Annotated in this window: 13 protein-coding genes; 11 read left to right on the top strand and 2 right to left on the bottom strand. The window is 72.8% G+C overall.

Annotated features, from left to right (window positions below):
• Positions 1-102: 102 nt before the first annotated feature.
• Positions 103-3,852, top strand: coding sequence for a glycosyltransferase family 2 protein (locus tag ACZ5ID_RS21150; protein WP_468900057.1), 3,750 nt, complete (start codon positions 103-105; stop codon positions 3,850-3,852).
• Positions 3,849-5,417 (top strand): DUF5719 family protein, encoded by a 1,569-nt coding sequence (locus tag ACZ5ID_RS21145; protein ID WP_468900054.1) that lies wholly within the window; start codon positions 3,849-3,851, stop codon positions 5,415-5,417. Before ACZ5ID_RS21150 ends, ACZ5ID_RS21145 begins: the two co-directional genes overlap by 4 nt.
• A gap of 82 nt (positions 5,418-5,499) precedes the next feature.
• Here the strand turns inward: ACZ5ID_RS21145 and ACZ5ID_RS21140 are convergent, their stop codons facing one another.
• Positions 5,500-5,970: a metallopeptidase family protein gene (locus ACZ5ID_RS21140; RefSeq protein WP_468900052.1), complete on the bottom strand. Its 471-nt coding sequence runs from the start codon at positions 5,968-5,970 to the stop codon at positions 5,500-5,502.
• A 273-nt stretch (positions 5,971-6,243) separates the two neighbouring features.
• Here ACZ5ID_RS21140 and ACZ5ID_RS21135 point away from each other — a divergent pair, with 273 nt between their 5' ends.
• From ACZ5ID_RS21135 to ACZ5ID_RS21100, 8 genes are all read left to right on the top strand, one after another.
• Positions 6,244-6,663: a DUF3499 domain-containing protein gene (locus ACZ5ID_RS21135; RefSeq protein ID WP_468900049.1), complete on the top strand. Its 420-nt coding sequence runs from the start codon at positions 6,244-6,246 to the stop codon at positions 6,661-6,663.
• A 223-nt stretch (positions 6,664-6,886) separates the two neighbouring features.
• Positions 6,887-8,248, top strand: coding sequence for a phosphomannomutase/phosphoglucomutase (locus ACZ5ID_RS21130; protein WP_468900047.1), 1,362 nt, complete (start codon positions 6,887-6,889; stop codon positions 8,246-8,248).
• Positions 8,249-8,441: 193 nt separating this feature from the next.
• Positions 8,442-8,624 (top strand): Trm112 family protein, encoded by a 183-nt coding sequence (locus ACZ5ID_RS21125; RefSeq protein WP_067159781.1) that lies wholly within the window; start codon positions 8,442-8,444, stop codon positions 8,622-8,624.
• A 95-nt stretch (positions 8,625-8,719) separates the two neighbouring features.
• On the top strand, positions 8,720-9,862 hold the full coding sequence (locus ACZ5ID_RS21120) for an SIS domain-containing protein (protein ID WP_468900044.1): 1,143 nt from the start codon (positions 8,720-8,722) through the stop codon (positions 9,860-9,862).
• 116 nt (positions 9,863-9,978) lie between these two features.
• On the top strand, positions 9,979-11,145 hold the full coding sequence (gene manA / locus ACZ5ID_RS21115; protein WP_468900539.1) for a mannose-6-phosphate isomerase, class I: 1,167 nt from the start codon (positions 9,979-9,981) through the stop codon (positions 11,143-11,145).
• 69 nt (positions 11,146-11,214) lie between these two features.
• Positions 11,215-12,180, top strand: a complete 966-nt coding sequence (locus ACZ5ID_RS21110; protein ID WP_468900041.1) for a cation diffusion facilitator family transporter — start codon at positions 11,215-11,217, stop codon at positions 12,178-12,180.
• A gap of 469 nt (positions 12,181-12,649) precedes the next feature.
• Positions 12,650-14,107: an adenosylhomocysteinase gene (gene ahcY / locus ACZ5ID_RS21105; RefSeq protein WP_468900039.1), complete on the top strand. Its 1,458-nt coding sequence runs from the start codon at positions 12,650-12,652 to the stop codon at positions 14,105-14,107.
• Positions 14,108-14,315: 208 nt separating this feature from the next.
• On the top strand, positions 14,316-14,933 hold the full coding sequence (locus tag ACZ5ID_RS21100) for a hypothetical protein (protein WP_468900037.1): 618 nt from the start codon (positions 14,316-14,318) through the stop codon (positions 14,931-14,933).
• A gap of 81 nt (positions 14,934-15,014) precedes the next feature.
• Here ACZ5ID_RS21100 and ACZ5ID_RS21095 read toward each other — a convergent pair whose 3' ends face one another.
• A complete protein-coding gene (locus ACZ5ID_RS21095) occupies positions 15,015-16,070 on the bottom strand; it encodes an RDD family protein (RefSeq protein ID WP_468900033.1) in 1,056 nt (351 codons plus the stop codon).
• Between the two features lie 166 nt (positions 16,071-16,236).
• Between ACZ5ID_RS21095 and ACZ5ID_RS21090 the strand changes: the two genes are divergently transcribed.
• The gene (locus ACZ5ID_RS21090) at positions 16,237-17,244 is read left to right on the top strand and encodes a stage II sporulation protein M (RefSeq protein WP_468900031.1); all 1,008 of its coding nucleotides are present in this window, start codon (positions 16,237-16,239) and stop codon (positions 17,242-17,244) included.
• Positions 17,245-17,634: the final 390 nt, after the last annotated feature.

Raw genomic sequence — 17,634 nt, 5'->3', positions numbered from 1 at the left:
ACCGCCGTGTTCCTCAGCCATTAGTGTGGGGCGCTGCCAGTCAGCACAGCAGCCTCCGGGGCCCCCAACCCCCGGACCCCGGCCGGAGGGGCCCGTACCTCGATGTCCGTGCACAGCCAGTCGACGGCCCCGTACTCCGAGGCCGCGGCATCACCGCTCGTTTCCGCCCACGCACCCGAGTTCCCGCGACACGTCGTCACCGCCGTGCTCGTCTCGCACGACGGCGCGCGCTGGCTCCCCGACGCCCTCGCCGGTCTGCTCGGCCAGGAACGCCCCGTACAGAGCGCCTACGCGGCCGACACCGGCAGCGCCGACGACTCCGCCCGCCTGGTCACCGAGGCCCTCGGCGACGAGCGCGTCCTGCACCTCGCGCGCCGCACCGGCTTCGGCGCCGCCGTCGACGAGGCCGTCCGCACCGCGCCGGTGCTCGGCCCCGAGGAACTCCCGTACCTGAAGCGGCCCAGCGGCTGGGACCCCGTCTCGCGCAGCTGGCGCGACGACAGCTACGACCTGCCCGAACTGCCGCACGGCGAGCCCGTGCAGTGGCTCTGGCTGCTGCACGACGACTGCGCCCCCGCGCCCGACGCCCTCGCCGAACTGCTGCGCGTCGCCGACTCCGACGCCCACGCCGCGATCGTCGGCCCCAAGCTCCGCGGCTGGTACGACCGCAAGCAACTGCTCGAAGTGGGCGTCTCCATCGCCCGCAGCGGTCGCCGCTGGACCGGCCTGGACCGGCGCGAACAGGACCAGGGGCAGCACGACCAGGTCCGCCCCGTGCTGTCCGTCTCCTCCGCCGGCATGCTGATCCGCCGCGACGTGTGGGAGGAGCTCGGCGGCTTCGACCGCCGGCTGCCGCTGATGCGCGACGACGTCGACCTGTGCTGGCGCGCCCACGCCGCCGGCCACTCCGTCCTCGTCGCCCCCGAAGCCGTCGTCCGGCACGCCGAGGCCGCCGCCCGCGAGCGCCGCACCGTCGACTGCGCGGGCCGCTCCGCCGTCGACCCGCACCGCGTCGACAAGGCGGGCGCCGTCTACACGATGCTCGTCAACTCCCGCCCCGCCGCGCTGCCCTACGTCTTCCTGCGCATCCTCGTCGGCACTGTCCTGCGCACCCTCGCCTATCTGCTGGGCAAGGCACCGGGCCAGGCCGTCGACGAGATCATGGGCCTGTCCGCGACCCTGCTGCGGCCCGGCCGGATCCTCGCCGGACGCAAGAGACGCGGCAAGGCGGCGGTGGAGGCGAGCGAACTGCGCCCGCTCTTCCCGCCCCCCGGCGCCACCGTCCGCGCCACCGTCGAACAGGTCGCCTCCAGCTTCGGCGCGGACACCGACGACACCGGCGGCTCCCGGCACGGCGCCGTGGAGTCCGGCCCCGGCGGCGACGACGCCGACTTCCTGGAGATCGAGCAGTTCGCGCGGCTGAAGAAGATCGCCCGCAAACCCGCGCCCGTCCTGTTCGCCCTGCTCCTGCTGATCTCCCTGGCCGCCTGCCGCGAACTCCTCGGGGGCGGCGCCCTCTCCGGCGGCGCCCTGCTGCCCTCGCCCCCGGGCGTCGGCGACCTGTGGGGCCGCTACGCGGACGCCTGGCACCCCGTCGGCACCGGCGGCACCCAGACCGCCCCGCCCTACCTCGCGGCCATCGCCGCGCTGGCCGCCCTCTGCTTCGGCTCCACCGGCTTCGCCCTGACCCTGCTGCTGGTCTGCTCGGTCCCGCTGGCCGGTCTCACCGCCTACTTCGCCTCCCGCCCGCTCGTCGAGTCGCGCCTGCTGCGCGCCTGGGCGGCCGTCGCCTACGCCTTCCTGCCCGCCGCCACCGGCGCCCTCGCCACCGGCCGTCTGGGCACCGCCGTCCTCGCCGTCCTCCTGCCGCCCATCGCCCGCGCGGGCGTCACCGCCGCGGGCCTGCGCGGCGACGGCCGCGGCTCCTGGCGCGCCACCTGGACCTACGCGCTGCTGCTCACCGCCGCCATGGCGTTCACCCCCGTCGTCTGGCCGCTCGCCGTGCTGCTCGGCCTCGCCGTCCTGGCGCTGCGCCGCGACGACCTCACCGCCTACGGCCCGCGCTTCCTCGCCGCCGTCGGCACCCCCCTGCTGATCCTCGCCCCCTGGTCGCTGACCCTGCTCACCGGCCCGTCCGGCTTCCTCCACGAGGCCGGTCTGGAGTACGGCAAGGGCGCGGCCTCCGCACTCGACCTGCTCGGCGCGAGCCCCGGCGGCCCCAAGACGGTCGGCGGACTGCTCCTCGTCGGCTTCGTGCTGGCCGCGCTCGCCGCGCTGCTGCGCGGGGAGCGGGAGTTCGCGGTCCGCACCGCCTGGGCCGTCGCCCTCACCGGCTTCCTCTTCGCCGTCCTCTCCAACAACGACGGCTGGGCGGGCCCCGCCACCCTCGTCTACGGTCTCGCCCTGATCGCCGCCACCGTGCTCGGCGCCGAGGGCGCCAAGGAGCGCGTCGCCGCCCACGGCTTCGGCTGGCGTCAGCCGGTCGCCGCGCTGATCGCCCTGGCCGCCGCGGTCGCCCCGCTGATCGCGGCCGGCGGCTGGATGCTGCGCGGCGCCGACGGCCCGCTGGAGCGCCGCGACCCGGTGCAGGTGCCCGCCTTCGTCGCCGAGGAGAGCGGCACCCGCGACCAGGCCCGCACCCTCGTCCTGGGCGGCACCTCGCCCGCCAAGGTCTCCTACACCCTGGTCCGCGGCTCCGGAGGCCGCCTCGGCGACGCCGAACTCGCCGCCTCCGGCGGCAGCGACCCGCGCCTGGACAAGGTCGTCGCCAACCTGGTCGCCGGCTCCGGCGCCGACCAGTCCTCCCAGCTCAGCGGCTTCGCCGTGCGCTATGTGCTGGTACGCGACGGAGCCCCCCGCGCCTTCGGGCGCGTCCTGGACACCACCCCCGGCCTGAGCCGGCTGAGCCAGCTCGACGGCAGCGCCCTGTGGCGGGTCGACCGGCAGGTGGCCCGCGCGGTCATCATGCCGCCCGCCGCCGCCTCCGCCGCGGGCACGGGCTCGGCCCAGCCGGGCGCCGCCGAGCCGGTGGCCGTCGCCGCCGACCCGGTCGACGTCCACACCAAAATCCCGGCCGGAGCGGACGGCCGCGTCCTGCGCATCGCCGACCGGGCCGCACCCGGCTGGACCGCGACCCTCGACGGCAAGCCGCTGAAGAAGACCACCGTCGACGGCTGGGCCCAGGGCTTCCAACTGCCCGCGGCCGGTGGCCGCCTGGACATCACCTACGACGCCCCCTTCACCCACACCGCGTGGATCTGGGCCCAGTCCCTCCTCGCCCTGGTGCTCGTCGTACTGGCCCTGCCGGGCCGGCGCCGCCGGATCGACGACGACCTGCCCGAGGAGGATCAGCCGGTGCTGCCCCCCGCCCGCGACGGGGAGGGCCGCCGCGCCCGCCGACTGCGCGCCCAGGCGGAGGCCGAGGCGGCCGGCGGCGACCCGTCCGCCGACCCGGCCGCGGAGTCCGACGGGCCGGCCGGTCAGGACTTCCCGCCGCCGCCCACCTCCGCGCCCCCGGCCCCGGAGACCGACCCTTACGCCGGCACCCCGTACGCCGAGGTGCCGCAGCAGCAGTCCTACGGGCAGTGGGACGAGCCGGCGTACACCAACGCCGAGTACCCGCAGCAGCAGTACGACCCGTACCAGCAGCAGTACCAGCAGTACGACCCGTACCAACAGCAGCAGCAGTACCCGCCGCAGGAGCCCGTGTACGACCCCTACGGCTATGGCTACGGCGGGGAGCAGGCCCCGGGCCAGGAGCAGGGCGACGGCGGCCACACCGCCGGCCGGGGCCCTGACGGCCGGGGCCACGACACCGAGCAGCCGCACCGCCCCGACGGGAGCCACCAGTGAACCGCAGCACCCTCTCCCTGATCGCGGCGGCCGTCGCCCTCGCCGCCGTCACGGGCTTCGCGGCCGTCACCGCCCCGGGCGGCGACTCGGCGGCGGCGGACGCGAAGGGCCCGGCACGGCTGCCCGTCGAGCGCTCCAGCCTGCTCTGCCCGGCGCCCAGCCTCTCCGACCTGGCGGAGACCACGTACACCACGTACACCCCCAAGGGCGGCGACGCGGGCGCCAGGGCGGGCACGGCCGGTGGCGCCGTGCTGAAGCCCGCCGTCACCCCGCTCACCGACGGCACGCCCGCCAAGCCCCCCGCCAAGGCGGACAAGGACAAGAAGGGCAAGAAGGGGAAGACCCCCGAGAAGCCCGACCCCGACAAGGCGGTCGTCACCCTCAAGGAGCCCGGCAGGCCCGCGTCGGCCACGGCGGACGGCTCCGACGTCCCCGCGCTCGCCGGGTCCGCCGACGGCCCGCTCGCGCCGGGGTGGGCGGCGCAGCAGACCACGGTGGTCTCGGCGGGCGACACGCGCGCGGTGCTCGGCACCCGCTGCACCGAGCCCGACACCGACTTCTGGTTCCCCGGCGCCTCCACCGCCAAGACCCGTCAGGACTACGTCCATCTGACCAACCCGGACGACGGCGCGGCGGTCGTCGACATCGAGCTGTTCGGCAAGGAGGGACCCATCAAGTCGGAGGTGGGGGAGGGGATCACGGTCCCCGCGAAATCCAGCGTCCCTGTTCTGTTGTCAACATTGACCTCGGCGGCGGCCGATGACCTGACCGTGCATGTGACGACCCGGTCCGGGCGGGTCGGCGCGGTCGTGCAGGCATCGGACGCGAAGGCGGGCGCGGACTGGCTGCCCGCGTCGGCCGACCCGGCGGCGAGCCAGGTCCTCCCGGGCATCCCGGGCGACGCCACCGACGTACGCCTGGTGGTGTACGCCAAGGGCGCCGACGACGCCGATCTCAAGGTGCGGCTGGCCGGTGCGAGCGGCAGCTTCTCCCCTGCTGGTCTGGACACCGTCCACGTGAAGTCGGGGATGACGGCGTCCTTCGATTTGAAGAACGTGACGAGGGGCGAGGTGGGTTCCCTGTTCCTCAACCCGTCTTCGGATGGCGCGAAAACGCCCATCGCGGCGGCGCTGCGGGTCGTGCGCGGCACGGGTGACAAGCAGGAGACCGCATACATTCCGGCCACCGCGCCGGTCGGCGACCGGTCCACGGTCACCGACAACCGGGGCAAGGGCTCCACGCTCTCCCTCACCGCGCCGACCGCCGCGGCCACGGTCAAGGTCACCGCGTCCCCCGGCACCGAGGGCGGCGAGCCGCAGACCAAGACGTACACCGTGAAGCCCGGCACCACGCTGGCGGTGGAGCCGCCCGTCCCGTCCGGGCTCAAGGGCTCGTACGCGCTCACGGTGGAGACCCAGCCGGGCAGCGGCCCCGTCTACGCCTCCCGCACCCTGGCGCTGCCGCAGGACGGCATCCCGATGTTCACCGTCCAGACGCTCCCCGACGACAAGGGAACGGTGGCCGTCCCGGCGGCGCAGCAGGATCTGGCGGTCCTGGACGACTGAACCGGGCCGGTCCCGCGCGCGGGCAGACCGATGCGGTCCGGTCCGGTCCGATCCGGTTCGGTTCGGTCTGGTTCAGTCCGGTTCAGTCCTGTCCGTAGCGCGGATCGACCGACTCCGGTGCGAGGCCGAGGAGTTCGGCGACCTGCTCGACCACGACCTCGTGGACGAGCAGGGCCCGCTCGTCGCGGCTCTTGGTGCGGATCTCGACGGGCCGCCGGTAGACGACGATCCGCGCGGGCGATCCCTTGGAGGCGGGCAGCGCGCGCCCCAGCGGCACGGCCTCGTCGCTCCACCCGTCCTCCTCGGACTCGGGCAGCGGCACATCGGAGACCAGGAAGTCGACGTCGGCCAGCTGCGGCCAGCGCCGCTCCAGCCGCTCCACCGAGTCCCGCACCAGATCGCGGAAGCTCTCCGCGCGGCTCGCCGAGAGCGGCACCTGCGGCGGGGCCACCGGGCCGCGCATGCCCCTGCCGTGCCGGTCACGGCGGCGGGGCCGCGGGCCGGGCGGTACGGAGTCGGGTCCGGTGCCGGTGCCGGAACGGGAAGTGTCCATCACTGACGCAGCGTAGCCCTCCGGGGCGCCGCGCGATCGCGGCGGCGGTGCCTTCCACGGCATGTCGCGGGTTGACCGTTTGCCTCTCGCTTGAGAGCGATTACCGGCCCATACGGGACAGTGGATTTCACATCGTTTGACCGGAAGATTCCCAAGTACGGAACGTAAATGGCCCTGTCACGCACCGTGCGGCCCTCTTCCCGCGCAGGTCAGCGCAGTTGCTCGGCAGGCCGCTGTGCCCGAGCTCACACCGCGACACGGTGGAGTGACCCGGTGGAGAGTCGTCGCGGCCCGCTCAAGAGTGCGGTACCGTCCAACGTCGTGAGCCCTGTACGTCGCTGTTCGCGCACCGCGTGCGGTCGCCCTGCCGTCGCGACACTGACGTACGTCTACGCGGACTCGACCGCAGTCCTCGGACCGCTCGCCACCTACGCCGAGCCCCACTGCTACGACCTGTGCGCCGAGCACAGCGAGCGCCTCACCGCGCCCCGCGGCTGGGAGGTCGTCCGCCTCACCGACGCCTCCTCCCCGGCCCGCCCCAGCGGCGACGACCTGGAAGCGCTTGCCAACGCGGTACGGGAAGCGGCCCGCCCCCACGAGCGTGCCGCCGAGGCCGGCGGCGCCCGCGCGGCCGACCCCATGGAGGTCGCCCGCCGCGGCCACCTCCGCGTACTGCGCTCACCGGAAAACTGAGGCGCTGCGCTCGCCCGAACGCTGAGGCGCGGGCACGCTCGACGGACCGCGGCGCGCGAATGTCGCCCCGCGCGCGTTGCACCGGCCCCACCCGTGGGCATCCGCCTTGCAGAACGACCGCTGCGGAGTTCTCCACAGGCACCGCAGCCGCGACACCCCCAGCCGGTAGCCTCGGTCCAGGGGGCCGCATGTCTCCGCAGGTGATTTTCAGAAGGGTTGGGCCGTGGCTGTTGATCTGTCGCAGATCGTGAAGGCGTACGACGTCCGCGGGGTGGTGCCGGATCAGTGGGACGAGTCCCTGGCCGAGCTGTTCGGGGCGGCCTTCGTCCGGGTGGTGGGCGCCGACGCGATCGTGGTCGGACATGACATGCGCCCCTCGTCGCCGGGGCTGTCGGCGGCGTTCGCGCGCGGCGCGGCCGGCCAGGGCGCGGACGTCACCCTGATCGGCCTGTGCTCCACGGACCAGCTGTACTACGCGTCGGGCCGGCTGAACCTGCCGGGCGCCATGTTCACCGCGTCCCACAACCCGGCCCAGTACAACGGCATCAAGCTCTGCCGCGCGGGCGCCGCCCCGGTCGGCCAGGACACGGGGCTCGCCGACATCCGCGCCCTCGTCGAGAGCTGGTCGGAGTCGGGCGCTCCGGAACCGGCCGCGACCACCGGCACGGTCGACGAGCGCGACACCCTCGCCGACTACGCCGCGCACCTGAAGTCCCTCGTCGACGTCTCCGGCATCCGCCCGCTCAAGGTCGTCGTGGACGCGGGCAACGGCATGGGCGGCCACACCGTCCCCACCGTCTTCGCCGGTCTGCCGCTGACGCTGGTGCCGATGTACTTCGAGCTCGACGGCACCTTCCCCAACCACGAGGCCAACCCCCTCGACCCCGCCAACATCGTCGACCTCCAGGAGCGCGTCCGCGCCGAGGGCGCCGATCTCGGCATCGCCTTCGACGGGGACGCCGACCGCTGCTTCGTGGTGGACGAGCGCGGCGAGGGCGTCTCGCCGTCCGCGGTGACCGCGCTGGTGGCGGCCCGCGAACTGGCCAAGCACCCCGGCGGAACGGTCATCCACAACCTGATCACCTCCTGGTCCGTCCCGGAGGTCGTCCGGGAGAACGGCGGCACCCCGGTCCGCACCCGCGTCGGCCACTCGTTCATCAAGCAGGAGATGGCGCGTACGGGCGCGATCTTCGGCGGCGAGCACTCCGCGCACTACTACTTCAAGGACTTCTGGAACGCCGACACCGGCATGCTGGCGGCCCTGCACGTGCTGGCCGCCCTCGGCACCCAGGAGGCCCCGCTCTCGCGGCTGCTGGCGGAGTACGACCGCTACAGGGGCTCGGGCGAGATCAACTCCACGGTGACCGACCAGACGGCCCGCACGGAAGCCGTCCGCGAGGCCTTCGCGGGCCGTCAGGGCGTCACCACGGACGAGCTCGACGGCCTGACGGTCTCCACCGCCGACTGGTGGTTCAACCTGCGCCCCTCCAACACCGAGCCCCTCCTGCGGCTGAACGTGGAGGCGCGCGACGAACCGACGATGGCGAAGGTGCGGGACGAGGTCCTGGCGCTGGTGCGGGCGTAACCCCGCCCCGGACCGCCGGACCACCCGGTTCCGGCGGTCCGTTGCCGGCCGCACGCCACCACCGGGCGGACCGGCCACCCGGGGCGCTTGCACCCCACCCCGGCGGTAGGGTGACAAGGCCCGGTCCAGGCAACTGAATCCGGGCACCCGATCCCCGTACACGAGACGACGAAGACGTTCCGGAAGGACCCCCATGCCGCTCGAAGCCGGCCTCCTCGACATCCTCGCCTGCCCCGCGTGCCACGCCCCGCTCAAGGACGCCACGGCCGAGGAGACGCCCGAGCTGGTCTGCACCGGCGCGGACTGCGGCCTCGCGTACCCGGTCCGTGACGGCATCCCCGTACTTCTCGTGGACGAGGCCCGCCGCCCGGCGTGACCCCGCCCCGCGTGGACCCCGTCCCGCGGACCCCGACCGGCGCCCCCGCCGGACCGAGTGACCCGGAACCCCGATCGCCCCGGAGGCCGCCGCACATGCTCGATGAGTCGCTGCTCGACGCGCCGGAAGCCCTGGCCCGCGCGGACCGCCGCGGTCTGCTGCGCGGAGCGGCCGACGCCGGCGCCCGCGTCCGCACCGCCGCCCGGTACGCCGCGGAGGCGGGCATCGCGCAGCTGCGGCCCGAGGGCCGCCCCCGCTCCGTGCTCGTCGCGGGCCCCGGCACCGCCGCCGCGGGCGTGGGCGACCTGGTCGCGGCGCTGGCCGGCGCCTCCGCACCGGTCGCCCGGCTCGTCCCGTCCGGGGTGGCCGCCGCGGCGGGCGCGCTGCGCTGGAACCTCCCGGGCTGGGCGGGCTCGGTCGACCTCCTGCTCATCACCACCACGGACGGCAGCGAGCCCGGCCTCGCGCTCCTCGCCGAGCAGGCCTACCGCCGGGGCTGCACGGTCGTGGCCGTGGCCCCCGAGGGCTCCCCGCTCTCCGAGGCCGTCGACGGGGTGCACGGCCTGGTGGTGCCGCTGGCGACGGCCCCGCACGAGCTGTACGAGGACGGGAGCACCCCGGCCGCCTCGCCGAGCGCCCTGTGGGCCCTGCTCACCCCCATCCTGGCCCTGCTCGACCGGCTGGGACTGGTCTCCGCGCCCCCGGAGACGCTGGAGAAGGTCGCCGACCGGCTCGACCGCGCCGCGGAACGCTGCGGTCCGGCCATCGCCACCTACAGCAATCCGGCGAAGACCCTCGCGGCGGAGCTCGCCGACTCCCTCCCCTTGGTCTGGACGGAGGGCGAGGGCGCCGCCCCGGTGGGCCGCCGCTTCGCGACCGTACTGGCCGAGCTCGCGGGCCGCCCCGCGCTCGCCGGTGAACTGCCGGAGGCACTGGCTTCGCACTCCATCCTGCTCGCGGGCTCGCTGGGCGAGGGCGCCGACCCGGACGACTTCTTCCGCGACCGTGTGGAGGAGCCCGCGACGCTGCACGCCCGCGTCGTCCTGCTGCGCGACCGCCCGGCCGGCGGCCTCTCCGCCGCCCCGGCGGCACGCGAACTCGCCCTGGGCCACGAGGCGCAGATCAGCGAACTGGAGCCGGAGGAGGGCACGGAGCTGGAGTGCCTCGCGGAACTCCTCGCCCTCGCGGACTTCACGACCGCCTACCTGGCTCTCGCCTCGACACCGCCCCCGGCGTAGGGCAGTGCCGTGCGGTACGACGCCGAGATGACCGGTGCTGGACGGCTGCCGGGACACGCGGACGGCACGCGGCGACCGATTCCGTACACGACCACGCGAAAGTGACCACGCGAACCATGGACCGTCTCGCCAACACCGTGCGCCCCTACGCCTGGGGGTCCACGACGCTGCTCCCGGAGCTGCTCGGCACCGACCCCACCGGCGAACCGCAGGCGGAGATGTGGATGGGCGCGCATCCGGGTGCCCCGTCCCGAGTCGACCGGGGTACGGGCGAGGCTCCGCTCTCCGACGTCATCGCGGCGGACCCGACGGCGGAGCTCGGTGACGCGGCCGTCGCCAAGTTCGGTCCCCGTCTGCCCTTCCTTCTCAAAGTGCTGGCGGCAGGCGCCCCCCTTTCGCTTCAGGTGCATCCCGATCTCGCCCAGGCGCAGCGGGGTTACGCGGACGAGGAGAGCTCGGGCGTTCCGCTCGGCGCCCCGCACCGCAACTACAAGGACGCCAACCACAAGCCCGAACTGATCTGTGCCTTGACAACGTTCGAAGGCCTGTGCGGGTTCCGGGCTCCGGAGGAATCCGCGGACCTTCTCGCCGCGCTCGACGTGGATTCCCTCAAGCCGTACGTAGATCTCCTGCGCGCCCACCCCGAGGAGGCGGCGCTGCGCGAGGTCCTCACGGCCGTACTGACCGCCGATCCGCAGGAGATGGCGGAGACGGTGGCCGAGGCCGCGGCGGCCTGCGAGCGCCTCGACGACGACGTCCACCGGGTCTGGGGCACGCTTGCCCACCACTTCCCGGGCGACCCCGGCGTCATCGCGGCCATGCTCCTCAACCACGTCCGGCTCCAGCCCGGCGAGGCCCTGTTCCTCGGCGCCGGCGTCCCGCACGCGTATGTGAGCGGCATGGGCGTGGAGATCATGGCCAACTCGGACAACGTGCTGCGCTGCGGTCTGACCCCCAAGCACGTGGACGTCCCCGAACTCCTCCGGGTCGTCCGCTTCGAGGCCGGCGACCCCGGCGTGCTGCGGCCCGAGGCGTCGGAGACCGGCGAGGAGGTGTACGAGACCCCGATCGACGAGTTCCGGCTGTCCCGTTTCGTACGACCGGAAGGCGCGGTTCCGACGGACCTGACGGCCACGAGCGCGCAGATCGTCCTGTGCACCGCCGGTGCCGTGGACCTGGGTGACCTGCGCCTCACCCCCGGTCAGGCCGCCTTCGTGCGGGCAGGTGAAAAGGCCGGACTGTCCGGAGCGGGCACCGCTTTTCGCGCCACTGTCGTGGCCTGATGCAACAATGTGCGGCCGTATGGCGGCACCCGGGCAGCCGCGTCAACGACGAAGGGAACACGTGCACGTATGAGTGCGTCAGGCGGAACCAAGGCGATCGTGGCGGCGCTCGGCGCCAACCTCGCGATCGCGGCAGCCAAGTTCGTGGCGTTCCTCTTCAGCGGCTCGTCGTCGATGCTCGCGGAGAGCGTCCACTCGCTGGCCGACTCCGGCAACCAGGGCCTGCTGCTGCTCGGCGGCAAGAAGGCCCAGCGTGAGGCGACACCGCAGCACCCCTTCGGCTACGGCCGCGAGCGCTACATCTACGCCTTCCTCGTCTCCATCGTCCTGTTCTCGGTGGGTGGCATGTTCGCCGTCTACGAGGGCTACGAGAAGGTCAAGCACCCGCACGACATCGAAGCCTGGTACTGGCCCGTAGGCGTCCTCCTCTTCGCGATCATCGCCGAGGGCTACTCCTTCCGTACGGCCATCAAGGAGTCGAACGAGACGCGCGGCTCGCTCTCCTGGTCGCAGTTCGTGCGCCGGGCGAAGGCCCCCGAGCTCCCGGTGGTCCTTCTGGAGGACTTCGGCGCGCTCATCGGACTCGTCCTCGCACTCGGCGGTGTCGGTCTCGCGCTGGCCACCGGAGACGGCGTCTGGGACGGCATCGGCACCCTCTGCATCGGCGTACTGCTGATCCTGATCGCCCTGATCCTGGCCGTGGAGACGAAGTCCCTGCTGCTCGGTGAGGCGGCCGGCATCGAGGAGGTGCAGAAGATCCGTACCGCGATCGTCGACGGCGACACCGTCACCTCCGTCATCCACATGCGGACCCTGCACCTGGGCCCGGAGGAGCTGCTGATCGCCGCCAAGATCGCGGTCCGGCACGACGACACGGCGGCCGAGGTCGCGCGCGCCATCAACGAGGCCGAGGTCCGCATCCGTGCGGCGGTGCCGATCGCCCGTGTCATCTACCTGGAACCGGACATCTACAGCGCGGCGGAAGCCGCGGCCGGCCCGGACCCGGCGGCCACGCCCGGAGGCACCGGGCACTGAGCCGAGGGGGCGGCACCGCGCCGCACACGGCGCGGACCGGCCGAGACCCAAGGGGCGAGCTCGATCGGGGGCGGCGGGGAGGGAAGCGGTTTCCCGGCCCGACGCCCCTTTCCCGAAGCCAGCAGGCATGCCCCCGGGGGGCTCCCACCCCTGAATTTCGCCACCTCGCCATCCGGGACGGGCTGGGGGTGGCTGGGCCGATCGGTGTAGATTCGTGACCAGAGCCAGACGTCGCTGCTGATGGCGGTCGGTCGGTACGCCACGCGCACCGGCCGAGGGAGAGAGGGCCTCCGACGGACTGCGCTGTGAGCGCGACGGGCACCGCTGGGTGCCCATGGACACTTCCGTGTCCACCCGGACATCGCGATGTCCGCCGGGCACCCGCCGGTGCGCGCGGCCGTCGCTCTGCCCAGGTGCGCCCGCAGACCTTCCGTACCCACCCTCGACCCACTCATGAGGAGCAGCTCGTATGACGACTGTCGACGCCGGCCAGGACTTCAAGGTCGCCGACCTCTCCCTCGCCGCCTTCGGGCGCAAGGAGATCACCCTCGCCGAGCACGAGATGCCCGGCCTGATGTCGATCCGCAAGGAGTACGCCGCCAGCCAGCCGCTCGCGGGCGCCCGGGTCACCGGCTCCCTGCACATGACGGTGCAGACCGCCGTCCTGATCGAGACCCTCGTCGCCCTCGGCGCCGAGGTCCGCTGGGCCTCCTGCAACATCTTCTCCACCCAGGACCACGCCGCCGCCGCCATCGCGGTCGGCCCCGAGGGCACCCCCGAGAACCCCCAGGGCGTCCCGGTCTTCGCCTGGAAGGGCGAGACGCTGGAGGAGTACTGGTGGTGCACGGAGCAGGCCCTCACCTGGCCGAACTCCCCGACCGGCGGCCCGAACATGATCCTGGACGACGGCGGTGACGCCACGCTCCTGGTCCACAAGGGTGTCGAGTTCGAGAAGGCCGGCGCGGCCCCGGACCCGTCCACCGCGGACAGCGAGGAGTACGCCCACATCCTCACCCTGCTGAACCGCACCCTCACCGAGAACCCGCAGAAGTGGACCCAGCTGGCGTCCGAGATCCGCGGTGTCACCGAGGAGACCACGACCGGTGTCCACCGTCTCTACGAGATGCACCGCGACGGCACCCTCCTCTTCCCGGCGATCAACGTCAACGACGCGGTCACCAAGTCCAAGTTCGACAACAAGTACGGCTGCCGCCACTCCCTGATCGACGGCATCAACCGCGCCACCGACGTCCTCATCGGCGGCAAGACCGCCGTCGTCTGCGGCTACGGCGACGTGGGCAAGGGCTGCGCGGAGTCCCTGCGCGGCCAGGGCGCCCGAGTGATCATCACCGAGATCGACCCGATCTGCGCCCTGCAGGCGGCGATGGACGGCTACCAGGTCACCACGCTCGACGAGGTCGTCGACAAGGCCGACATCTTCGTCACCACGACGGGCAACAAGGACATCATCATGGCCTCCGACATGGCCAAGATGAAGCACCAGGCCATCGTCGGGAACATCGGCCACTTCGACAACGAGATCGACATGGCCGGCCTCGCGAAGATCCCCGGCATCGTCAAGGACGAGGTCAAGCCGCAGGTCCACACCTGGACGTTCCCCGACGGCAAGGTCCTCATCGTCCTCTCCGAGGGCCGCCTGCTGAACCTGGGCAACGCGACCGGCCACCCGTCGTTCGTGATGTCCAACTCGTTCGCGGACCAGACCCTGGCCCAGATCGAGCTGTTCACCAAGCCCGAGGAGTACCCGACCGACGTCTACGTGCTGCCCAAGCATCTCGACGAGAAGGTCGCCCGCCTCCACCTCGACGCGCTCGGCGTGAAGCTCACGACGCTCCGCCCCGAGCAGGCCGCGTACATCGGTGTCGAGGTCGACGGCCCGTACAAGTCGGACCACTACCGCTACTGATCCCGCCGCCGGGTCCGTGACCCACGGACCCGGCCGCGCGGTACCGGCGAACCTGAAGCGGTACCGACGACGCGGTACGTAGTACGCAGCACGCAGCACCGAGAGCAGCGGTATCAGGCAGGCCCCCGGACCCCCGTGCCGGGGGCCTGCCCCGTACCCCGCTCCGTACAACGGTCCACCCCTACGCCCCCGAGGACCACAGGACCCCATGCCCCGCGGCCGGTATTCGCTTCACGATCCGCACGATCACACCCCCCTCGGCGATGAACACTTCCACTGCGCGCCCGGCCCCTCCGGCTGGCGTTACGTCTCGCAGATCACCACCCCCTCCGGCGACCCCGCCGGCTCCGTCGACCTCGCCCTCGACGACCTCGGCCGCCCCATCCGCCTCGAACTCCACGCCGGCGCCTGGCAGGTGCGCGGCGCCGCCCTCGACGGCGTCACCTGGGTCCGCACCGACCCCACCGGCACTCACGCCACCGAAGGCAATGTCCCCGCCCACGCCTTCACCGGCACGTCCCCGGCATTCCTCATCGCCACATCACGCCTGCTCCGCCTCACCCCCGGTTCCCCCGCGACCCGCGTACGCCTCGTCGCCTTCACCGACCCCGTCCTGGCGCCCCGCACCCTCGACCAGTCCTGGGCCTTGGTGAACAGTGAAGCGCACGCCACTGACAACGGCCCCCTGACCGTGGACGAGTACCAGGTCAGCGCCCTGGACACGGGGGAACAGCACACCGTCCACATCGCCGGTGACGTGGTCCTCGCGGCGCCCGGAATCGAGCTCGAATCCCTCGAAAGCCCGCCGTCGGCCTGGGGCCCGTAGGGCCGGTCTCGGGTTCTCGCGTGTCCTCGCGGGCGGATCGCCACACGGGAGCCCCCGGGACCCGCGAGACGGGCAGGTCGATCAGGCGGGCGGTACGAAGCCGGTGCCCGAACGGCCACCCGACTCGGCCCCGGGCCGCTGCACAGGCGCCGAGGGGGCGGAGTCTGGCGCCGTGGGGACTGGCGGCGTGGTCGCGGGTGGCGTGCTCGCGAGCGGCGTGGTCGCGAGCGGCGAGGTAGCGGGCGACACGAAGGGGGGCGACGCGGTCGTGGACGGCGTGCGCGGGGGCGCGGGCATCCCGCCCGGCGCCGCAGGGAGGGTGGCCATGGTGTGTGGCGCCACAGGGAGGCCGGTCATGGTGTGCGGCGGGAAACGCGTCGCGCCGTGAGGCGCACCGAATGCCCGCCTCGCGTCCCGCGCCTGCCGCTCGGCCATGGCCGCCGCCAGATAGGCGGCCGGAGGCACCCCTTCCGGTGCCGGCGCCCCTGTCCGCGCCACCAGGTCATCGGCCAGCCGGACCGCCATCCCCCAGCTCACCTGGGCGTCCAGCTGCCCCATCCGCGTCAGGTACTGCCGCACCGCCAGCCACAGAGCATCCGGCACCCCCGACAGATCGAGCCCGGAGAAACGTCCCCTCAACCACGGCGGAGGCGGCGGTACGGCGGCGGCCCGCCCGGCGGGCACCCTCTCGCGTACGACCAGGGTCCCCGCGAACACATCCCCGATCCGCCGTCCCCGAGCCGAGACCAGGGACGCGATGCAGGCGACGACCCCCAAGGTCAGCAGAATTTCCACGACACCCATGGCCCCGCGCACGAGCGCGTGCCGGAAGCGGATGGGCCCGCCGTCGTCGCGCACCACGCGCAGACCGCAGGCGAGCTTCCCCAGTGAGCGCCCGTGCGACAGCGTCTCGACGGCTATCGGCGCTCCTACAAGGACGAGGACGAACAGAGCGACGGCTATCGCCGCCTGTGCCGCGTCGTCGAGGGAAGCGGTGGCCAGCAGCAGCGAGAACGAGACGATCAAGTACCCGGTCCAGGCCACGGCCATGTCGATGAGAAGCGCGAGCGCGCGACTGGGCAGCCGCGCGGGCCGCAGCCCCAGCACAACCGCGTCCCCCGTGACCAGCGCACTCACCGGTACCCACCCTTCATCGTCGTCGTTTCGGGACGACGACCTGCGCCCAGGCCGCCGAAGCGGCGACCTTCCCCGACCCTCGGAAACCCCAGTCTGCCAAGCTGGCCCGCAGCGCGCCGCAGTAGGACGGACCGTACGCACCCAGTGCCTGGAGCAGCAGCCGACCATGGACCTCGACGTCTTCGTCACCGCCCACCGTCATGAGTGGGACCGACTCGAACGCCTGCTGCGCCGTGGCCGCCGCCTGACCGGTGCGGAGGCCGATGAACTCGTCGCCCTCTACCAGCGCACCTCGACGCACCTGTCGCAGATACAGTCCTCGACGCCCGACCCGCAGCTCACGGCCCGTCTCACCCAGCTGGTCGCCCGAGCCCGCGCCACGGTGACCGGCACCCGTCGCGCGTCCTGGCGGGACGCCGCACGCTTCCTGACGGCTGGGTTCCCGGCAGCCGTCTATCGCGCGCGTAGATGGTGGATTCCGGCGGCGCTGATCTCGACGGCACTGGCCGCGGTCATCGGCTGGTGGATCGGCACCCACCCCGAGGTCCAGTCGTCGATCGCCGCTCCGGAGACGCTCAAGGACATGACGCGACCGGGCGGCGAGTACGAGACGTACTACTCAAGCCACCCCGCAGCCTCCTTCGCGGCGCAGGTCTGGACGAACAACGCGCAGGCAGCCGCGATGTGCCTGGTCCTGGGCGCCTTCCTGGGCCTGCCGGTCCTGTGGGTCCTCTTCTCCAACATGCTGAACCTGGGCGTGGGCATCGGCCTCATGTCCTCGGCCGGCCGCCTGGACACCTTCCTCGGCCTGATCCTCCCGCACGGCCTCCTCGAACTGACCGCCGTCTTCGTAGCCGCGGGCACAGGGCTGCGCCTGGGATGGACCGTCATCGACCCCGGGCCGCGCACCCGCCGCGACGCGCTCGCCGAAGAAGGCCGCGCGGCCCTCGGCATGGCCATGGGCCTGGCCCTGGTCCTGTTCGTCTCCGGCCTGCTCGAAGCCTTCGTCACGCCGTCCGGCCTCCCCACCTGGGCCCGCATCGCCATCGGCGTCGCCGCCGAGCTGACCTTCCTCCTATACGTGTTCGTCCTGGGCGGCCGAGCCGTACGTGCGGGCGAGACGGGCGACGTCGAGGAACCGGACCGCAGCGCGGGCGTACCGACCGCCGCCTGATGTGCGTACGGCCCCTCTGACCTGGTACTGTCCTCTTCGCCCACAAAAACCGTTGACACGGTCGGCGTGGGGAGGTAGATTCAAACGGTTGCGACGGACTGGACAAGTTCGGGCGCACTCGATAACATCTCTCTCGCTCTCACCGGAAATGCGATTTCCGAAGAGCCATTCCGATTGATTCGAATCACGAAGTCGATTAGTTCGGCTGGAATGCTTCTGATAGAGTCGGAACCGCCGGAAAGGGAAACGCGAAAGCGAAAACCTGGAAAGCACCGAGGAAATCGAGCCGGAAACGGTCTGATAGAGTCGGAAACGAAGGAAGCGCCCGGAGGGCCCGGAAACGGGAACGAAGGAAGCGTCCGTACCTTGAGAACTCAACAGCGTGCCAAA

The organism is Streptomyces sp. NPDC031670 (assembly GCF_055580545.1).
This window is presented reverse-complemented; position numbering and strand designations above follow the sequence as displayed.